This window comes from Brachybacterium sp. J153 (genome assembly GCF_036311905.1).
Lineage (GTDB): Bacteria > Actinomycetota > Actinomycetes > Actinomycetales > Dermabacteraceae > Brachybacterium.
Genome location: NZ_JAZDCH010000008.1, coordinates 111,738 through 125,182, shown reverse-complemented (window position 1 = coordinate 125,182; position 13,445 = coordinate 111,738). Strand labels below are relative to the sequence as shown.

The window sequence follows — 13,445 nt, the reverse complement described above, 5'->3', positions numbered from 1 at the left end:
ACAAACCGGTGAGTCGTTCCCAGAGGAACCCTGAAAAAAGGGGGGGGCCCGTCCGATGGACGGGCCGCTCCTATGTCTCGGGACGCTCGCCGCGTCACGGCGCCGGGTCCGGTCGCCGCGTCACGACGCCGGGTCCGGGTCGAGGCGCCGGGTCGAGCAGGTCCGGGTCGGGGCTCAGGCGAGCCGGTGGGCCGGGGACTGGGTGAGGTTCGGATCGGTCTCGGGGAGGTCGCCGAGGACCTCGTCGATCCGGGCCTTCACGTCGGCATCGAGGGTGACGCCCGCGGCCTTGACGTTCTCGGTGACCTGCTCGGGGCGCGACGCCCCGATGATGGCCCCCGCCACGTTGTCGTTGCTGAGCACCCACGCGACGGCCAGCTGCGCCGGGGTGAGACCGAGCTCCTCCGCGATCGGCAGCAGACCCTGGACGGCCGTGAGCACCTCATCGTTCAGGAAGCGCTTGATCATGTCGGCGCCGCCCTTCTCGTCCCGGGCGCGGGAGCCCTCGGGCGCCTCGGTGCCGGGCTTGTACTTGCCGGTGAGGATGCCCTGGGCGACCGGCGACCAGACGATCTGCGAGATGCCGAGCTCACGGGAGGTCGGCACGACGCGCTCCTCGATGACCCGCCACAGCATCGAGTACTGGGGCTGGTTCGAGATCAACTGGATGCCCAGCTCCCGGGCGAGCTGGTGGCCGGCGCGCAGCTGGTCCGCGTTCCACTCCGAGACGCCGATGTAGAGGGCCTTGCCCGAATGGACGACGTCGGCGAAGGCCTGCATCGTCTCCTCGAGCGGGGTCGCGTAGTCGTAGCGATGGGCCTGGTAGAGGTCGACGTAGTCGGTCTGCAGGCGGCGCAGCGAGGCGTCGATCGACTCGCGGATGTGCTTGCGGGACAGGCCGGTGTCGTTGTGGCCCTTGGGACCGGTCGGGAAGTACACCTTGGTGAAGATCTCGAGCGATTCGCGCCGCTCGCCCTTCAGCGCCTCGCCGAGAACGACCTCGGCGGCGGTGTTCGCGTAGGTGTCCGCGGTGTCGAAGGTCGAGATGCCGGCGTCGAGCGCGGCGCGCACGCAGGCCCGGGCGCGGTCGTCCTCGACCTGGGAGGCGTGGGTGAGCCAGTTGCCGTAGATGATCTCGCTGATCTTGAGGCCGGAACGGCCGAGATGACGATGTTCCATCCGTCCACCCTAGGGTGCCACTCTCGCCGCCGTTCGGTGGCCTGCGTCACAGGGGGTCCTACCGAGCGGTGCGCCCGACGGGGCCGACGGGGCCGCGCGGGCCGCCGACGCCTGCCTCCCAGGCGCTGCGCAGCAGCCAGCCCTCCGGGCCGAGCTCCCGAGCCAGGTCGAGCCACCCCTCCCCCACCTCGCCCTCGAGGCGCTCGAGCTCCGCCTCCCAGGCCCCACGCTGCGCAGGAGATCCGAGGCGGCCGGTACGCCGCAGGCGCCGTCGGCCGCGCTCGAGCGCCCGGGCCCAGAGCAGCGCCTCACGCACCGCGCGGCGCCGTTCGTCGGCGGCCCGCAGCGCGGCGGAGCGACGCGTGCGTCCCCAGCGCAGCACCAGGACCAGGATTCCCAGGCCAAGCACCCCGGCGGCGAGACCCCAGCGGACCAGCGCTCCCTCCGGGAGGGCGGCCCGGTCCGGCGCCGGGAGCAGGAGCAGGTGCACCGCGGCGTACAGCACCGCGGCGCCGGTCAGCGCGGACAGCAGGGCACCGGCCGCCCGCGTTCGCGGCGAGCGGGGTGCGAGCGCGGCGCTCACCAGCGCGAGCACGGCGCCGCCGGCCAGCAGCGTCGGAGCCCAGCTCAGGAGCTCCGCGAGCTCGGGATCGGGGACGCGTCGGCTGGGCACCAGGACCACCGAGCCCGCGAGGGCGAGCACGAGCTCCACGGACACCAGCACCCACCAGCCCGCCCGGGCACCGCGGCGCGTGAGCGAGCGGCCGTCGGCGCGCAGGGCGTCGAGCCCCCCGTTCTGGGCGAGACGTCGACGATCGGCGGCGAGCCCCCGGACACCCCGGAGCCACTCCGCGACGGGGTCGCGGGCACGGTGTCCCGACGTCGCGTCCGCGTCGGCGGGTCCGCGCAGCGCCCGCTCGGCCGCGGCGCACAGCAGCGCGTCCTCGGCGGGCGGGATCCGGGAGGTCATGGCCGGACCGACGCCCCGCCCCGGGACTCGCGGGCGACCTGCCGCTGGGCGAGCAGGCGCAGGGCCGAGAGCAGCGGATCGGCGAGCACGGTGCCGAGCACCACGAGCCGCACCGCGTCGCCGGCGTCGCGCGGGACGGAGGAGAGCTCCTTCTCGGCGACCATGCGCATCGCGTCGGCGTAGACGTCGATGTCGTCCTCGCCGATCCCGAGGTCGACCGAATCGCAGGCATCCCAGGCACGGGCCAGCCGGTGCAGGATCGGATCGCCCTCCGGCGCGAACCAGCCGCGCTCCTCGACCCAACGGCGCGCACGGTCCGTCGGAGGCTCCTCCGGCTCGGGCCTGGCGCTCGCCACGACGACGACCTGCTGCGCGGTCGCGAGCACGTTGATCGGGGAGGGCTCGGTCTCGTCCAGCACCCCGACGATGCGCCGGATGCCCGCGATCGACAGCCCGCCCACCTCGAGCAGGGCGCGGATCAGCCGCAGCCGCTCGACGTGGGGGAGGTCGTACTCGGCGCTCGTGCGGGAGGTGAGCTGTCCGGGCGGGAGCAGACCCTCGCGCAGGTAGAACTTGATGGTGCCGACGGGGACGCCGGTCTCCTCGGCCAACTCGGAGATCTTCATGCGACTGCTTTCTGAACCGGCCGCGGTCGGGGGCCCGCGGTACGGAGTAGAACGGTACGGCTCCCGGGGCCGAGCCCGGCGCCGGGACACGCTGCGTGGTGGCGGGGCAGGCGGCTCGGAGACGCGCCTCACGAGGACGGATGCACGCCGAGGACCCTCCTGCGATGCATGAGGATCCCGGGCGCGGGCGCCTCATCGACCGCTCACCACGTCCTCGCGACCGGCGAGGAGGGTCGAAGGTCCCCGGACGTGGTCTCGGTGCGGGAGGTTGACGCGGCGGACTCCCGCACCAAAACTGGTGAGTGACACTTTCCACGTCGTGAGGGGACCCGCAGTGACCACCACCCTGCGCCCGCCGAACCGCACCACCGCGCCGTCCGAGGGACTGGTCGTCTTCCACATCGGCATGACGATCACCAAGCCGCACCGTCCCGACCTGTGGGGGCCGGTGTTCGCGGCGATGCCCCGCATGCTCCGCGAGCTCTACGCGACGAAGTCCGCCCACGAGCGCGGCGAGGGCGAGGACCCGGGCTTCCTCGGCGCGCAGACCCTCATCGGCCGCGGCGGACCCTTCGTGGTCCAGTACTGGAAGAGCACGGAGCACCTCTACGCCTACGCGCGTCAGAGCGACCGTGAGCACCTGCCGGCGTGGAAGGCCTTTAACGCCGCCGCCCGGAAGCATCCGGGTGCCGTCGGGATCTGGCACGAGACCTTCGTGGTCCCGCCGGGCGGGGTCGAGACCTTCTACGGCAACGGCGCCGAGGTCGGGCTCGGCGCGATGATCGGCACGCAGGAGGTCACCTCGCGAGGGCGCACCGCCGCCCAGCGCCTCGCCGGCGAGCACGCGGCCGACGGGGTGGGCGCGGCCGGAGGGGTGGGCGCGGCGCCGACGACCTGAGGGCGGCGCTCCGAGAACTCTCCATGTCCCCATCGCCACCCGACAGCCCCCTTCCCCGTCGCCGCCCCGAAACCTCCGCACACCGGGGCGAATAGCGCTCGAATTCCCCCATCTCTGCGGTGGTTTCCGGTGGACAGGGGACGGGAGTCCAGGGTCGCCGCTGGATCTGCGCCCGGAAAAGCAGGGGCGCCCGGCCGAGCGGTGCCGTAGGTTCGCCCGTGACCCGCGCGGTCCGCCGCGGTGACCGACCCCAGGAGGCCCCCATGCGAGAACTCGTCTACTTCGTCGCCGTGAGCCTCGATGGCTACATCGCCGGCCCCGAGGGCCAGTTCGACGACTTCCTCGTCGAGGGCGATCACCTGGAGGGCATCCTCGCGGATTACCCCGACACGATCGCCACCGACGCCGCCGCCCATCTCGGTATCGACCAGTCCGGCGGACGCTTCAGCACCGTGCTGATGGGGGCGAACACGCATGCCGTCGGCCTGCCGGACATGCCGAGCCCCTACCGGCACCTCGAGCAGATCGTCGTCACCCACAGGGATCTGCCGGAGGCGGAAAACCTGCGCGCGACCGATGAGGACCCGGTCTCGCTGGTGCAGGAGCTGAAGCGGCAAGAGGGCGGCGACATCTGGCTGTGCGGCGGCGGACAGCTCGCGAGCCAGCTGCGGGCCGAGATCGACCGCCTCGTGCTCAAGCGCCAGCCGTTCCTCTTCGGGAACGGGATTCCCCTGTTCGCGCCCGGCGAGTACGCGCCGGAGCAGCTCGAGCACGTGAGCACCCGGACCTTCGAGTCCGGGGTGAGCCTGACGGAGTTCGCGCGCCGACGCTGAGCGGAGACGGGTCGTCCTGCACCGGCCCACTCGGCGGGCGTGCGGCGGCGAGCGGGATCTCGTCGGGTACGGGGCTGCGGCGGCGAGCGGGATCTCGTCGGGTACGGGCGTGTGGCGTTCCGGTACGGCTATATATCCGTAGTGGCACGCCACACGCCCGTACCTGACCATCCCGCCCGCCGGACGCCGGATCGAGCGGCGCGAGCCGATGTCCGTCTCGCGAACACGGGTGTCCGGGAGGTGCCTGGTGGGCGCCACTGGCCCCTCCCTACGCTCGTCGGACACGCATCACCGCGTGCTCCCCCTCGGCGAAAGGTCGACGATGACCACCCTCTCCCCCACCCGCACCGATCTGGACGCTCTCGCGGACTCCTACGACGAGCAGGGATTCGTGCTGGTCAAGGGCCTGGTCAGCCCCGCGGAGGCCGCCGCCCACCCCGCCACCTCCACCGCCAGCGCCGGCCCGCCGCGCACCCCTCAGAACCCCCGCAGACCTGGGGGTATTCGGGCGCTATTCCCCCCAGTCTGTGGGGGTTTCTGGAGGGTTGACCGGGGTGGATGGGGCCGGGTGCCCGGCGAGGGGCGGCGTCAGCTCCCGTCCGTGGGCCCCTCCGCCGTCGGCGTCGTGCCGGCGACCGCCGGGGTCTCCCCGGTGGCGGTGGCGGGCCCGTCGTGCACCGCGGCCTCCTCGTCGGGATCGACCCCGTCGGCGAACTGCGACCAGTAGAGCCGGTGGTACGCGCCCTCGGCGGCGAGCAGCTGCTCGTGCGAGCCGAGCTCGACGATGTCGCCATGCTCCATCACGAGGATGACGTCCGCATCCCGGATCGTGGAGAGCCGGTGCGCGATGACGAAGCTGGTCCGGTCGGTGCGCAGCGCCGCCATCGCCTCCTGCACGAGCACCTCGGTGCGGGTGTCCACGGAACTGGTGGCCTCGTCGAGGATCAGCAGCGCGGGGTCGGCGAGGAAGGCGCGGGCGATCGTGATCAGCTGCCGCTCGCCGGCGGAGACGTTCGCTCCCTCGTCCTCGATGACGGTGTCGTATCCGTCAGGGAGGGTGTGCACGAAACGGTCCACGAAGGTGGCGCGCGCGGCGGCGACCACCTCCTCGTCGGTCGCGTCGAGCCGGCCGTAGCGGATGTTCTCCCGGATCGTGCCGCCGAAGAGCACCGCATCCTGGAGCACCATGCCCACCCGGGAGCGCACCGCCCCGCGGTCCAGGGCGCGGATGTCCACGCCGTCGAGCCGGATCTCGCCGGCGTCGATCTCGTAGAAGCGCATGATCAGGTTGACCAGGGTCGTCTTGCCGGCGCCCGTCGGGCCGACGATCGCGATGGTCTGCCCCGGCTCCGCGACCAGCGACAAGTCCGTGATCAGCGGCTTCTCGGGCGTGTAGGAGAAGGCGACGTGGTCGAACTCGATCCGGCCGCGGGTCGGCGCGGTGAGCTCCCGGCGTGCGATGCGGCTACCACCATCGGCCGCGCCGTCGCGCGCGACGATCTCCCCGTCTGCCTCCTGCTCCTCGGCGTCCAGCAGCTCGAAGATGCGCTCGGCCGAGGCCACACCGGAGATGAGCATGTTCGCCATGCCCGCCACCTCGCCCAGCGGCGCGTTGAACTCGCGCGAGTACTGGATGAAGGCAGTGACCTGGCCGAGGGACATCTGCCCGGAGGCGATCCGCAGACCGCCCACCACCGCGATGCCGACGTAGCCGAGATAGGTCACCCACTGCATGATCGGCATGATCATGCCCGAGTAGAACTGAGCCTTGAAGGATGCCTCCCACAGCTCCTCGTTGCGCTCGTCGAACTGCTCGCGCATCGAGTCCTGGCGGTCGAAGACGGTGACGAGGTCGTGCCCGGTGAAGGACTCCTCGACGTGCCCGTTCAGCCGGCCCGTGTTCCGCCACTGGGCGGTGAACAGCTTCTGGGACCTCGAGCCGATGATGCCGATGACCACGCCCGAGACCGGGAGGGCGATCAGGGCGATGAGCGCGAGCTGCCAGGACAGCCAGAACATCATCGCGGTGATCCCGAGGATCGTGAGCACCGCGTAGACCAGCGAGGCGAAGGCCTGCTGCAGCGCGGACTGCACGTTGTCGACGTCGTTCGTGGTGCGGGAGAGCAGGTCGCCGCGCTGCCGGGTGTCGAAGTAGCTGAGCGGCAGACGGTTGACCTTCGCCTCGATCCGCTCGCGCAGCCCGTACACGATCCGCATCACGACGTCGTTCAGCAGCCGGCCCTGGAGCCAGTCGAACACGGCCGCGACCAGGTACATCCCGAGCACGATCAGCAGCAGGCGGCCGAGCGCGGCGAAGTCCACGCCGTCGCCGAGGAAGCCGTCGAAGATGACGTCCATGGCGTCGCCGAGGATCGAGGGCGCCCACACGGTCAGCACCGTCGAGAGGATCCCGAAGGCGAGCACCACGGTCAGCCCCAGCTTGTGGTCCCCGAAGGTACCCATGAGGCGCAGCGCGGAGGGCCAGAAGGCCTTCGCCTTCCGCGGCGCGCCCTCTCCCCACTCGCTGCTCATCGAGTCCTGCATCTCCAGGATCTCCGCCTCGGTGAGCTCGGCGGGCGCCGCGGGCTCCTTCGCGGAGGTCTTCTTCTTCGCGCTCATGCCATCTCCTCCGCGGTGATCTGGGAGTCGACGATCTCCCGGTAGGTCTGCGAGCTCTCCAGCAGCTCCTCGTGGGTGCCGCGGCCGACGATGCGACCCTCCTCGAGCACCAGGATCTGATCGGCCGAGGTGATGGTGGAGATGCGCTGGGCGACGATGATCGTGGTCGCCCCGCGGGTGTGCGCGGCGAGGCCTGCGCGGACCTTCCCGTCGGTGGTCACGTCGAGCGCCGAGAAGGAGTCGTCGAAGACGAAGACGCGCGGCGCGGCGACCAGGGTGCGGGCGATGCACAACCGCTGCCGCTGCCCGCCGGAGACGTTGGTGCCGCCCTGGGAGACGGTCGATTCCAGGCCCGAGGCGACCGCATCGCCCTCGCCGGTGGTGCGCTCGCGCACGAAGTCGGCGCCCTGCGCGACCTCGAGCGCCTCCCACAGTGCGGCATCATCCGCCGACGGGTCGCCGAAGCGCAGGTTGTCGGCGATCGTGCCGGAGAACAGGTACGGCTTCTGGGGCACGATGCCGACGGCTCTCGAGATGTCCGCGCGGGCCAGGTCGGTGACCGGCACGCCGTTCAGCAGCACCTGGCCACCGGTCGCGTCGTGCAGACGCGGGATGAGGTTGACCAGGGTGGTCTTGCCCGCACCGGTCGAGCCGATGATCGCGGTGGTGCGGCCGGCCTCGGCGGTGAAGGAGACGCCGTCGAGCACGGGCGCCTCGGCGCCGGGGTAGGCGAAGGTGACGTCGCGGAACTCGACGGTCACTCCCCCGTCGGCTCCCGGCAGCGGCGTCGGCGCGCCGGGCTCGAGCAGCGTCGGCGCGGTGTCGAGCACCTCGCCGATGCGCCGCGCGGAGATGATGGCGCGCGGGAACATCATGAACATGAAGGTGCCCATCATGACGGCCATCAGGATCTGCAGCAGGTACTGCATGAACGCCGTCAGCGCGCCCACCTCGACGAGGCCCGCGTCCACGCGGTGACCGCCGAACCAGAGCACCGCGGCGGTCGCGAGGTGGAGCACGACCGTGATCGCCGGGCCCATGATCACGAACAGCCGACCGATCCGCACCGAGGTGTCGGTGAGCACGGCGTTCGCGTCGCGGAAGCGCGCGGTCTCGTGCTCCTCGCGGACGAAGGCGCGCACGACGCGGATCCCCATGATCTGCTCGCGCATGACGCCGTTGATCGCGTCGATGTTGTCCTGCATCCGCTGGAACAACGGCATCAGGCGCACCACGAGCACGCCCACGATGAGCATCAGCACCGGCACCGACACCCACACGAGCCAGGACAGCCCCGGGTCCTCCTGGATCGCCATGATGATCCCCCCGATCGACATGATCGGCACCATGACCATGAAGTTCAGCGCCATCAGCACGAGCATCTGCACCTGCTGGACGTCGTTCGTGGCGCGGGTGATGAGGGTCGGCGCGCCGTAGCGGCCCATCTCCTCCGTCGAGAAGCGATCCACCCGCGTGTAGACGGAGCGGCGGATGTCCCGGCCGACGCCCATCGCGGTGCGGGCACCGAACCACACCGAGGCGATCGCGGTGATGACCTGCACGATCGCGACGATCATCATGATCCCGCCGACGCGCCAGATGTAGTCGGTATCCCCCGTGGCGACGCCGTTGTCGATGATGTCCGCGTTGAGGCTCGGCAGGTAGAGGGTCGCGAGCACCGTCGCGAGCTGCAGCACGGCGACGGCGATCACGTGCGGGACATAGGGGCGCAGATGGCGCCGGAGCAGGGTCCAGAGCATGGGGTGGTCTCCCGAACAGGGGCGATGCGGCCCGGCCGACGGGGGTGAGCGACCGGGTTCTCGTCAGAGCGTAGAGGGGCGCGAGGACAGGTCTTGTCCGCGAAGAGGCGTGGGGTGGCGCAGGGGTGTGCGGAGCCCGAGGGCCAATCCTCACCCGCTGACGCCGCGGGACGCACCCGACTTTCGGTCAGGACCGCGAGGGTGTGGCTGGCGGGTGCGTGTGGGGTGCGGGGCGCGAGCGGGGTGCGTGTGGGGTGCCCAGGAATGTCGGGCGGCGTACCTCGGGGCTGCCATCGACGAGTACTGGCGTGTGGCGTTCCAGTACGGATATATCGCCGTACCGGAACGCTACGCGCCAGTAACTGACCAGCGACCTCGTCCCCATCAGCCCCCGAGCAGTCGCGCGAGGACGGGGAGGGCCACGGTCATGGCCAGGGCGTTCAGCACCATCGCGGCGCTCGACCAGCCCCCGGCCACGTCCGACTCGGCGAGCGCCCGCGAGGTGCCGATGCCGTGGGAGGTCAGGCCGATCGCGAAGCCGCGCGCCCGCTCGTCCCGCACCCGGGCGAGGCTCAGCAGCGTCGGCCCGAGCACCGCGCCGAGGATCCCCGAGACGATCGTGAGCACCACCGCGAGCGGGGCCGAGGCCGCGAGCTGCTCGGCGAGGGTGAGCGCGACCGGGGCCGTGACCGAGCGGGGCAGCGCCGCCAGCAGGATCTCCGTCGGCGCCCCGACCAGCCGCATCGCGCCGATCGTCACGCCGAGGCTCACCACCGCCCCGACCACCAGGGCGGCGAGCACGGCCGGGGCCGCGCTGAGCAGCGCGCGGCCGTTGGCGAGCAGCGGCAGGGCGAGGGCGACCGTCGCTGGCCCCAGCAGCACGGTCAGCACCGTGACCTGCTCGAGGTACTCGGCGTACTCCAACCCGGTGACCTGCAGCACCGCCGCGACCACCACGACGGTGACGAGCACGGGGGTGCACAGAGGATTCCGCCCCGACCGGGCGTGCAGCCACAGCGAGACCAGATAGGTGGTGAGGGTCAGCGCGAGCCCGAAGACGCTCTGATGGATGATCTGGTCCATCACGCGCCCTCCGTCCCCGGCTCGGCCGACGGGGCCGGTCCGCCCGCCGTCGGCGAGCCCCCGCCGGCCGCGGCCCGTCGGCGATCGCCCCACCTCAGGAGCGCCTGCAGCACGTGCCCCACCGCGATCAGCGCGAGCACGAACGAGCCGCCGACGGCGAGGGCGATCGCGGGCGCCTCCTCGGCGATCGTCTGCAGCTCGACGATCACCCCCACCCCGGGCGGGACGAACAACAGTTGGAGATGCTTCAGCAGCGGGGCGCCCCCAGGCTCGGCGAGGCGGGCGACCACCGCCGTCGGCCGCAGCAGACCGAGCACGAGCAGCAGCACGAGCCCCAGCACCACCCCGGGCACCGGGATGTCGAGGAGCGCGGCGAGGCTCAGGCCGGCGAGCTGGGCGAGCACGAGGACGACGAGCCCGAGGAGCACGGGCGGCAGGTCGGCGACGCGGGTCATCCGGTCACGGTATCGCCCGGGAGGGCACACTCGACCTCATGTCCTTCCCGCTGCGCACCGCCCGCCTCGAGATCCGCCCTTTCATGGAGGCCGACGTCGACGCGGCCCATCGCGTCTACGGCGACGCCGAGGTGATGCGGTGGGTGGGTGAGGGCCGCCCGGTCACGCGGGAGGAGACGGCGGCGATGCTGCGCGGCTACGTCGAGCACCAGACCGAGCACGGGTACGCCTTCTGGGCGGTGGTCGAGCGCGGCACCGGTGAGCTGATCGGGGACGCCGGGCTCGAGCACACGGAGCACGGCCTCGAACTCGGTTACACGCTCGCCCGGAATGCCTGGGGGCGGGGTCTGGCGACCGAGGCGGCGCGCGCGGTGGTCGACGCGGCCCGGGGTCCGCTGCGCCGTGACCGTCTCGTCGCGCTCGCGGACCTCGGCAATCCCGGCTCCGCCCGCGTGCTCGAGAAGGTCGGTTTCACGCCCGGACCGATCGAGACTGCCTACGGCCGGCCGCATCGCCGCTTCGCCCTGGACCTGCGCTCGGCCGACGTCCTCAGCCCGCCGGCGTCGTGACCGGTCCGTGGACCCAGCCGCCGCCCTCCCGGCGGTAGCCGATGCGCACGTGCCGGCGGTCCTGCCGCGACTGGGTGAACTCCCACCACTCCGGCTGCAGCGCATAGACCTGCCAGTCGAGGTTCGGTGCGCCGTCGTAGGTGGGGCGGGCGCGCCAGTCCGCCTGCGAGGTCTCTTCGTCGAGTGCGACGACCTCGCCGCGGACCTGCACCTGTCGCCCGCTCTCGCGCCAGAAGAAGGTCATCGCGGCGCGCGAGTCGGCGGCGAGCTGCTCGCCCTTGCGCGAGCTGCGGTGGGTGGAGACGTGCAGCCCGCGCTCGTCGAGGTCCTTGAGGATCAGGGTGCGGCCGACGGGCGCGCCGCCGTCGAGGGTCTGGAAGGTCATGGCGTGCGGCTGGCGGGCGCCGCTCGCGATCGCGTCCTCGAGCCAGCCGAGGAAGAGTACGGCCGGGTCCGCGGGGACGGAGTCCGGGTCGAGGCCGGGCATCTCCTCAGGGAAACCGGGCAGGGCTCGGAGGCGGGCGGCGAGATCGCTCATGCCGGCCATCCTCGCACCGCCTGCGCCGCGCCACCGCGACCGGACCTCCACCGCAGCATCACCGCCACGCCACCTCAGCCACCGCCACGGCCACGGCCACGGCGAGCAATGGCCTGTTTCTCAACCATTTCCAGGCCGGAAGTGGTTGAGAGACAGGCCATCGGGGCGGTGCCGGGTCAGGGGCGGAGAGCAGCAGGGCAGTAGGGCGGCTGGGCAACCGGGCAGCGGGGCCGCCGGACAGTGGGACAGCAAGGCCGTCAGACCCTCCACGGCCGACGACCCCGCCCCAGCCCCACTCAGCCCAGGAAGATCCCGTTGCCGGGGCCGAGCGGCAGGTCCGCGAAGAAGAACACCGCCAGGATGACGGTCCAGACGATCCAGAACGGGACCACGAAGGGCAGCATGCGCGCCATCAGCGTGCCGAGGCCCGCGCCCGGCTCGTACTTCCGCAGCATCCCGAGCAGCACGATCATGTACGGGTTCATCGGGGTGATGACCTGGGTCGCGGAATCGCCCACGCGGAAGGCCGCCTGCGTGAAGGCCGGCTCGTAGCCGATCAGCGCGAACATCGGCACGAACACGGCGGCCATGATCGCCCACATGCCCGAGCCGGAGATGATGAACAGGTTCAGGCAGCTGGCCAGCAGGATGAAGCCGAGCACGGCCGGGAAGCCGGTCAGGCCGATGCCCTCGAGACCCGCCGCGCCGGTCACGGCGATCCAGGTGCCGATCCCGGACCAGTTGAACAGGGCGATGAAGTTGCCCAGGATGAAGGCGAGCACCACGAAGGGCAGCATCTCCTTGAGCGAGTCGGTCATCATCCGCACCGCATCGCGGGTGCTGCGCAGGGTGCCGGTGACCACGCCGTACGCCGTGCCGAGCACGATGAAGTACGCGACCACGATGAACACGATCGAGCTCAGCAGCGGAGACTTCGGCAGGAAGCCGCCCTCCTCGTTCCGCCACGGCGAGTCCGGCGTCAGGACGGCGAGGAGGAAGACCACGGTCAGGACCACGGCCGCGAGCACCGCCACCAGCAGACCGCGGTTCTCGGTGGGGCTGAGCTTGGCGCGCATCTGCTCGGCGTCGTCGCCGGCGCCGTTCTCGGAGTCGTCGGTCTCGACCTGGTCCCGGCTGATGCCCTGACGGTTCAGGCGCGGCTCGAGGATCCGGTCGATGATGAAGCCCGCCACCACGCCGAGCACGAGCGAGGAGGCGATGTTGAAGAACCAGTTCGACACCGGGTTGACCGGGGTGGTCTCGAGGCCCGGGAGGGCGCCCATCACCGAGGTGGTGATGCCCGCGAAGAGGGCGTCGAGCGAGGTCGGGAAGATGTTCGTGGAGTACCCGGCGCCGGCCGCGGCGAATCCGCCCAGCAGGCCCGCGACGGGGTGGCGCCCCGCGGCCTTGAACACCAGGGCGGCCAGCGGCGGCACGACCACGAAGGCGGAGTCGGCCATGATCGAGGAGACCACGCCGACGAAGCCGACCACGTAGGGCAGCAGCCACGCCGGCGAGGAGCCGAACAGCTTGCGGATCGCGGCGGCGAGCAGGCCCGAGTGCTGGGCGATGCCGATCGCGAGCAGGATCGGCAGCACCGTCACCAGCGGCGGGAAGCCGATGTAGTTCGGGCCCAGCGTGGTCGTCAGCCAGGTCAGGCCCTCACCGGTGAACAGGCCCTTGATCACGGTGGGCTCGTCGCTGCCGGGCACCGTCACGACCACGCCCGCCCACGCCATCGCCGTGGAGACGATGCCGGTGACGGCGAAGAGGATCAGGAACAGCATGAAGGGCTCGGGCAGCTTGTTCCCGGCCGTCTCGACGCCGTTGAGAAGACGGTCGGTGAGGCTGCTGCGCGGGCGGGTGGTCGCGTCGCTCATGGGGACTCCAGAGGGGGATGGGGAGAGGTCCGACG

The 13,445-nt window shown here is 71.6% G+C and carries 12 protein-coding genes; 3 read left to right on the top strand and 9 right to left on the bottom strand.

Annotated elements, in window-relative coordinates; all coding sequences use genetic code 11:
• Positions 1-174: 174 nt before the first annotated feature.
• From V1258_RS05060 to V1258_RS05050, 3 genes are read right to left on the bottom strand one after another with little or no spacing between them, the layout of a single operon-like run.
• Positions 175-1,179: an aldo/keto reductase family protein gene (locus V1258_RS05060; protein ID WP_329748642.1), complete on the bottom strand. Its 1,005-nt coding sequence runs from the start codon at positions 1,177-1,179 to the stop codon at positions 175-177.
• Between the two features lie 58 nt (positions 1,180-1,237).
• Positions 1,238-2,149, bottom strand: coding sequence for a hypothetical protein (locus tag V1258_RS05055; RefSeq protein ID WP_329748641.1), 912 nt, complete (start codon positions 2,147-2,149; stop codon positions 1,238-1,240).
• Positions 2,146-2,775, bottom strand: a complete 630-nt coding sequence (locus tag V1258_RS05050) for a MerR family transcriptional regulator (RefSeq protein ID WP_329748640.1) — start codon at positions 2,773-2,775, stop codon at positions 2,146-2,148. The genes V1258_RS05055 and V1258_RS05050 overlap by 4 nt, the downstream gene beginning before the upstream one ends.
• 406 nt (positions 2,776-3,181) lie before the next feature.
• On the opposite strand from V1258_RS05050, the gene V1258_RS05045 reads away from it, so the two are divergent.
• Together V1258_RS05045 and V1258_RS05040 are read left to right on the top strand one after the other, a co-directional pair.
• Complete coding sequence (locus V1258_RS05045) at positions 3,182-3,673, top strand: DUF4188 domain-containing protein (protein WP_442878578.1); 492 nt, start codon at positions 3,182-3,184, stop codon at positions 3,671-3,673.
• Between the two features lie 263 nt (positions 3,674-3,936).
• Positions 3,937-4,506 carry a dihydrofolate reductase family protein gene (locus V1258_RS05040; protein WP_329748638.1) on the top strand — a complete coding sequence of 190 codons (570 nt, stop codon included), beginning with the start codon at positions 3,937-3,939 and terminating at the stop codon, positions 4,504-4,506.
• 588 nt (positions 4,507-5,094) lie between these two features.
• Here the strand turns inward: V1258_RS05040 and V1258_RS05035 are convergent.
• From V1258_RS05035 to V1258_RS05020, 4 genes are all read right to left on the bottom strand, one after another.
• Positions 5,095-7,125: an ABC transporter ATP-binding protein gene (locus tag V1258_RS05035; protein WP_329748637.1), complete on the bottom strand. Its 2,031-nt coding sequence runs from the start codon at positions 7,123-7,125 to the stop codon at positions 5,095-5,097.
• Positions 7,122-8,885 carry an ABC transporter ATP-binding protein gene (locus V1258_RS05030; protein ID WP_329748636.1) on the bottom strand — a complete coding sequence of 588 codons (1,764 nt, stop codon included), beginning with the start codon at positions 8,883-8,885 and terminating at the stop codon, positions 7,122-7,124. Before V1258_RS05030 ends, V1258_RS05035 begins: the two co-directional genes overlap by 4 nt.
• 384 nt (positions 8,886-9,269) lie before the next feature.
• The gene (locus V1258_RS05025) at positions 9,270-9,968 is read right to left on the bottom strand and encodes an LrgB family protein (protein WP_329748635.1); all 699 of its coding nucleotides are present in this window, start codon (positions 9,966-9,968) and stop codon (positions 9,270-9,272) included.
• Positions 9,968-10,423: a CidA/LrgA family protein gene (locus V1258_RS05020; protein WP_329748634.1), complete on the bottom strand. Its 456-nt coding sequence runs from the start codon at positions 10,421-10,423 to the stop codon at positions 9,968-9,970. The genes V1258_RS05025 and V1258_RS05020 overlap by 1 nt, the downstream gene beginning before the upstream one ends.
• 38 nt (positions 10,424-10,461) lie before the next feature.
• On the opposite strand from V1258_RS05020, the gene V1258_RS05015 reads away from it, so the two are divergent.
• Positions 10,462-10,992 (top strand): GNAT family N-acetyltransferase, encoded by a 531-nt coding sequence (locus tag V1258_RS05015; protein ID WP_329748633.1) that lies wholly within the window; start codon positions 10,462-10,464, stop codon positions 10,990-10,992.
• On the opposite strand, the gene V1258_RS05010 is transcribed toward V1258_RS05015, so the two are convergent.
• Positions 10,973-11,530, bottom strand: a complete 558-nt coding sequence (locus tag V1258_RS05010) for a pyridoxine/pyridoxamine 5'-phosphate oxidase (RefSeq protein ID WP_329748632.1) — start codon at positions 11,528-11,530, stop codon at positions 10,973-10,975. The two genes, V1258_RS05015 and V1258_RS05010, sit on opposite strands and share 20 nt — an antisense overlap.
• A 296-nt stretch (positions 11,531-11,826) precedes the next feature.
• Complete coding sequence (locus V1258_RS05005; RefSeq protein ID WP_329748631.1) at positions 11,827-13,410, bottom strand: AbgT family transporter; 1,584 nt, start codon at positions 13,408-13,410, stop codon at positions 11,827-11,829.
• Positions 13,411-13,445: the final 35 nt, after the last annotated feature.